Consider the following 4,954-nt stretch of genomic DNA (forward strand, 5'->3'; position numbering starts at 1 on the left):
GACGGACGAGGGGGGGGGAGACGAGAGCCAGCCAACCTTAGATAACAGCGCGAATCGTGAATTGATAATCGCCGCCTGGTTCGAGTTGATAGTCTCGCTGTTCAAGAAAGCGGCCGAGGGGTTCTTGAATTAAGGCCCGTCCGCGAGAGGGTTCGATATCCAGGCGAGATTGACTAAATAGCCAACAAAATTCCCAGGTAAACGAACCCGCCGTGACCTCTCCCTGTAGGGTTCCTCCTTCCCAGGAACAGTCAGTCACGCGCAGATAGGCAGTCGTTTGGGGCAAATTTGGAGAAGAACTCAACCTGTCGTCTCGATGTCGTCTCAATGGGTTAGTTAGAGGGGTTAGACCTTGATGGTGTGGCCAGATTACGGCTGTTGTAAAGACTCATGGACTTTTCAACCCCGTCTTTGAGGCTGAGTTCGATCGCATCACGCACTAACACCATCACCTCCCCCATGACTTGGTTCTCTTGAGGGGAAAACTTGCCGAGAACATGGGAAATCGAGGGATTTCCTCCCCCTTGCGGTTTGCCAATTCCCACCCGTAGCCGAGGAAACGCTTGGCTTCCTAAATGGGAAATAATCGATTTCATGCCATTATGGCCGCCGGCTGATCCCGCCAGACGCAAGCGAATGCGTCCCACCGGTAAGTCCATATCATCGTAAACCACCAGAACCGAGGCGGGGGAAAGTTTATACCAATTCAGTACCGCTTGTACCGATTCCCCGGAGCGGTTCATATAGGTGGTGGGTTTGAGCAGACGCACCGTGCGGCCCGCGATCGCCATGCCATCCCCATACTCTCCCTTAAACTTACGCTGCGCGGCCAAGGGAATTTGCCACGATCGCGCCAAGGCATCAACCGCCGCAAAGCCGATATTATGACGGGTGCGATCGTACTTCGGCTCAGGATTACCCAGTCCGACGATCAGATGGGGAACTAAAATCGGTGTCGAGGAAGCACTCACAGGTATTCAGAAAGTATTCAGAAAAGGTAGTCAGAAACGGGACGTTAACAAAAGAGGAATCGATAAAAGGAGCGTTCTGGAGCTTAGGTAGCCGAATCCTGGCCAGAATTAGCTGAATTGGCGGTACTGGCGTTAGACGCCGCTGGCTCAGACGAGGCCGCAGATCCCTCAGATTCAGCCATCTCCCGGCTCTGTTGAGCCTTGATTTGTTGGCTTTCGCGTTTTAATTCAGTCTCAAACTCCTTGGAAGCATCCTGGAAGCTACGGAGAGCTTTTCCCAGGCTACTGCCAATTTCGGGTAACTTTTTCGGGCCAAAGATTAGCAGTGCAATCACCAAAATCACAATTGCTTCAGGTAAACCAATGCCAAAAATATTCATCGTTGCAACTCCTGGGATGTCCACATTAAGGGTAGCGCATGGAGGCTCAGCCGGGCGCGATCGCGCTCCACCGTAGCCTGTACCGATAAAAAATCCCGGTTAGACCGGGATTTCGTTTAATTTGGGGACCCGAGCAGCAACCTAGCGGCTCAGATTCGCCCAATCCACGTCCACGCCTTCAATCAGCAAGGACGAGTTGTAGATTTGCAGAATAATCAGCAAGAACACGAAAAATAGCAACATGAACACTCCCATCAAAGGAGTGGTTCCCCAGCCGGGAACGACTTTCCCGTATTCGGAGTTCAGGGGTTTGAGGATATCGCCGAGACGTGTTTGTTGTGCCATGTGTTTAACCTAAAGTTGTACGCTCTGTGAAAAATCTTAAGTTTTCGTAATATTATAGAGGAAGCTATCTCATTTTTGAATCTTATTTATGGAACCTGCAACAGTTCTTAGTATTTCCACCGCTGCGGTCCTGATCGCCATCACCGCCTACGGCATCTATGTCTCCTTCGGCCCCCCCTCCGAAGAACTCGCCGATCCCTTTGAAGATCACGAAGACTAACTCAGCCGACGGCGGGCCAGGTGTCCCTGAACCCCCGTCGCCTCTGGCTGGCATTGTTGGGCTGGGTAGTTGGGCTGGGTTTTATTCTCAGTTTTGTTAAACTATGAATAAATGTAAATAAAAATTGACAAAACCAACCCAGATATGAACGAAGTCGAAATTCGCGGTCATCTCCAGAGTGACGATCCCCAACGTCGGATGCGGGGATTAACAGCCCTACGAGACTATGAGCCAGATGTAGCCGTTCCCCTACTGACAAACCTCGTCGGCGATCCCGAAGTCCTCGTGCGCTCCTTCGTGGCTATGGGATTGGGGCGTAAACGCAGCCAAGCCGGGTTTGAGGCCTTACTGGGGATGATGGGGGATGGAGATGCCAATATCCGGGCCGAAGCCGCCAGTTCCCTGGCCCTCTACGGTGAAGCATCCGTACCGTACCTACGTCGTCTCTTCCAAGAGGATAACGGCTGGCTTTCGCGTCATGGCATTATTGCCTCGATGATGGAGATGCCCTATCCCGAGGTGCTGTTAGAGTTGTGCCAACAGGGATTGAGCGATCGCAACCTCTTAGTCCGTGAAACCGCCCTCGATGGCTTAGGAACCCTCGCCCAAACCACGCAGAGCGATCGCGCCCTAGAATTACTCCTCTCCCAAGCCGACAGCCCCCAATGGCAACTGCGAGCGCGAGTCGCTCACGGCTTACGCCACTTCGGCGATGGGCGCGCCGAAGCCGCATTAGAGCAACTGCGCCAAGATCCAGACCATCGCGTCGTTGCTACACTATTAGATGCCGCTTTATAAACGTCTCTTGTCGTTTTTCGCCAAACCGTGTTGGATTCATTTTCTCGCGCTGTCCTCGACGCTGAGGCCCAAACCGCCTACGTCGAGGGCGATCGCCTTGCCCGTCTGCGTCAATTCGCCGCCAGTCACGCCCAACGGATTACCGCCGTTGAAGTGATGCGCCAACAAGCCAACGACATTGTCGCCCAAGCCATCGCCGCCATGGTGTCCGAAAACCCCGAGTTAATTCAACGGGGGGGCAACTGCTACCCCAGCCGCCGCATGGCCACCTGTATTCGCGACGGTGAATTTATCCTGCGCTACGTCAGCTACGCCCTACTGGCCGGCGACTCAGCCATCCTTAAAGATCGTTGTTTAGAGGGGTTGAAGCAAACCTATCAAACCCTAGGCGTTCCCCTCTCAGCCGCCGTTCGTGCCATAGTCGAGATGAAAACGGCAACCCTCGCTCAACTTGACCCCGTACTCAGCGATGGTCCCGCCGATATCAAGCTGGCGTTAGTTCAAGAAATCTCCGAGTATTTTGAGATTGCCATTGCTGCCCTTCGTTAACGAGTTAACCCCAAGCCAATACCCCCAAAGCCAACACCCCATGAAATCTGCCCTAACGCCCATCCTGGCCATGGCTGAAGTGGCTGGACGCTTCCTCGATGATGCGGATTTAGCCGCCGCCAAGCTTCCCCTAGAACGAGCCGAGGCCCGTTTGGAAGCAGCGGAGAAATTGGCCATCTACCACCAGGATCTCGTCCGCGATGTCATCGAAACCCTACTCCCTCGTTCCGCTGCCGGAACCGCCGATCTTGATCGGGCCATTGACCGGGATTTATGTTTAATTCAATATTGCTTAGTGGTTGGCAATACCAGTCCCTTTGACGAATGGGGACGCTCGCCCAATCGAACCGCCGCCGTGGCTGGCGTCAAAGCCGATATCTTTAAATATATTCGCGATCGCGGCAGTGCCGGACTCAAACTCTCCCCCAGCGCCGCGACAGAACTTAAGTTTTATCTCAACTATGCCATTAACGCGCTGAAATAATTGTGTTGAACCTGTTTGCGTTAAACCTCTCTGCGTTGAAACCATCGGCGTTGAAACTGTCCGTCCTGATGAGTCTGATGGCCCTGACGGCCTGTGCCAATGGTCCCGACGGCCAATCCTTAGAAGATTCCTTTGCCGCAGATCCTCAACTGGAGCGATCAACTCCCAGTCCTCAGCCGACGGAAACCGCCGCCATTCCCGATGCACCGGAGTTAGAACGGCTACCACCGGAACTGCCCCAATATCAACCGGCTACCTGGCTAGAGACCACCGAACTCAACGGCGATCGCCTCCGCAGTCGTTGGCAAAGTGACGACCCAGCCGAGGTAATTGCTGAGTTTTATCGAGGTCGCTTGCAAGGGGACAATTGGCAACTCGATCGCGATGAAACCGAAGGAGAGACCCTTCAACTGGCAGCAACCGGTCGCATCAATGGCCAAGACTGGCCCCTGACCGTTGAGATTCGCCCCCAGAACAGTGAGACGACGGGCGAGGACAGCACCGCCGAGGCTGAGAACACCACCGAGATTGAACTGACCTATCCCAGTTCTCCCTCAACCCTGAGTCAAACAGACCCCGAAGACAACCAGACCCCCCAAGCCTCGCCAACTCCAGACAACCCGGCCGAGAATCCAGAACCTCAGGCCACGCCATCTCCCCCAGATCAACAGCCCTCACAGACCACTGAGTTTAGTGATTTAGACAACGTTTCCGACCCCCTGACCCCCTACGTCCAGGATGTGGCCCAATTGGGCATCTTATCTCCAGTCCAGGGCGATCGCTTTGGCCCCGAGGAGGCAATGACACGGCGAGACTATGCCCGTTGGCTGATGCAGGCCAACAACCGTTTCTATGCCGACCAATCCGTCCAACAACTGCGTCAACCTCGTGACAGCAGTGAACCGGCGTTTCAAGATATGCCTCGAAGCCATCCTGACTTTGCCGTGGTTCAGGGATTAGCCGAAGCTGGGATTATCCCGAGTCCCCTCAGTGAGAGTCCGATGAGTGGTAATGATACCGGTAGCGGTGCAACAACGGCCCTGTTTCGCCCCGATGACCCATTGCTACGAGAAGACCTGCTGCATTGGAAAGTCCCCCTCGATGTGCGTCGCGGCCTACCTGATGCCACCGTTGAGGCGATTGAGGAGACCTGGGGCTTTCAGGATGCTACTCGTATTAGTGCTGAGGCCTTGGATGCCGTCTTGGC

At 54.3% G+C, this 4,954-nt stretch carries 9 protein-coding genes; 5 read left to right on the forward strand and 4 right to left on the reverse strand.

Annotation, left to right across the window (positions count from 1 at the left end):
• Nucleotides 1-37: 37 nt before the first annotated feature.
• The 4 genes from R6U67_RS06670 to psbH all read right to left on the reverse strand — a co-directional run bounded on the left by R6U67_RS06670 (nucleotide 38) and on the right by psbH (nucleotide 1,696).
• The gene (locus R6U67_RS06670) at nucleotides 38-304 is read right to left on the reverse strand and encodes a DUF3146 family protein (RefSeq protein ID WP_410251815.1); all 267 of its coding nucleotides are present in this window, start codon (nucleotides 302-304) and stop codon (nucleotides 38-40) included.
• Nucleotides 305-332: 28 nt separating this feature from the next.
• Complete coding sequence (gene pth, locus R6U67_RS06675; RefSeq protein ID WP_410251821.1) at nucleotides 333-977, reverse strand: aminoacyl-tRNA hydrolase; 645 nt, start codon at nucleotides 975-977, stop codon at nucleotides 333-335.
• 77 nt (nucleotides 978-1,054) lie between these two features.
• A complete protein-coding gene (locus R6U67_RS06680; RefSeq protein WP_410251816.1) occupies nucleotides 1,055-1,351 on the reverse strand; it encodes a TatA/E family twin arginine-targeting protein translocase in 297 nt (98 codons plus the stop codon).
• A gap of 141 nt (nucleotides 1,352-1,492) precedes the next feature.
• The gene (gene psbH / locus R6U67_RS06685; protein WP_068788403.1) at nucleotides 1,493-1,696 is read right to left on the reverse strand and encodes a photosystem II reaction center phosphoprotein PsbH; all 204 of its coding nucleotides are present in this window, start codon (nucleotides 1,694-1,696) and stop codon (nucleotides 1,493-1,495) included.
• A gap of 88 nt (nucleotides 1,697-1,784) precedes the next feature.
• Here psbH and psbN point away from each other — a divergent pair, with 88 nt between their 5' ends.
• The 5 genes from psbN to R6U67_RS06710 form a co-directional block, all read left to right on the forward strand.
• On the forward strand, nucleotides 1,785-1,916 hold the full coding sequence (gene psbN, locus R6U67_RS06690) for a photosystem II reaction center protein PsbN (RefSeq protein WP_068788401.1): 132 nt from the start codon (nucleotides 1,785-1,787) through the stop codon (nucleotides 1,914-1,916).
• Between the two features lie 144 nt (nucleotides 1,917-2,060).
• The gene (locus R6U67_RS06695) at nucleotides 2,061-2,714 is read left to right on the forward strand and encodes a HEAT repeat domain-containing protein (protein ID WP_410251817.1); all 654 of its coding nucleotides are present in this window, start codon (nucleotides 2,061-2,063) and stop codon (nucleotides 2,712-2,714) included.
• 27 nt (nucleotides 2,715-2,741) lie between these two features.
• Nucleotides 2,742-3,263 carry a bleomycin hydrolase gene (locus R6U67_RS06700; protein WP_410251818.1) on the forward strand — a complete coding sequence of 174 codons (522 nt, stop codon included), beginning with the start codon at nucleotides 2,742-2,744 and terminating at the stop codon, nucleotides 3,261-3,263.
• 40 nt (nucleotides 3,264-3,303) lie between these two features.
• Nucleotides 3,304-3,747, forward strand: a complete 444-nt coding sequence (locus R6U67_RS06705) for a hypothetical protein (RefSeq protein WP_410251819.1) — start codon at nucleotides 3,304-3,306, stop codon at nucleotides 3,745-3,747.
• A 50-nt stretch (nucleotides 3,748-3,797) separates the two neighbouring features.
• The coding region (locus tag R6U67_RS06710; protein ID WP_410251820.1) for an S-layer homology domain-containing protein at nucleotides 3,798-4,954 on the forward strand (1,157 nt) is incomplete at its 3' end.

This window comes from Sodalinema sp. (genome assembly GCF_046483825.1).
In the GTDB taxonomy this organism is placed as follows: Bacteria; Cyanobacteriota; Cyanobacteriia; order Cyanobacteriales; family Geitlerinemataceae; genus Sodalinema.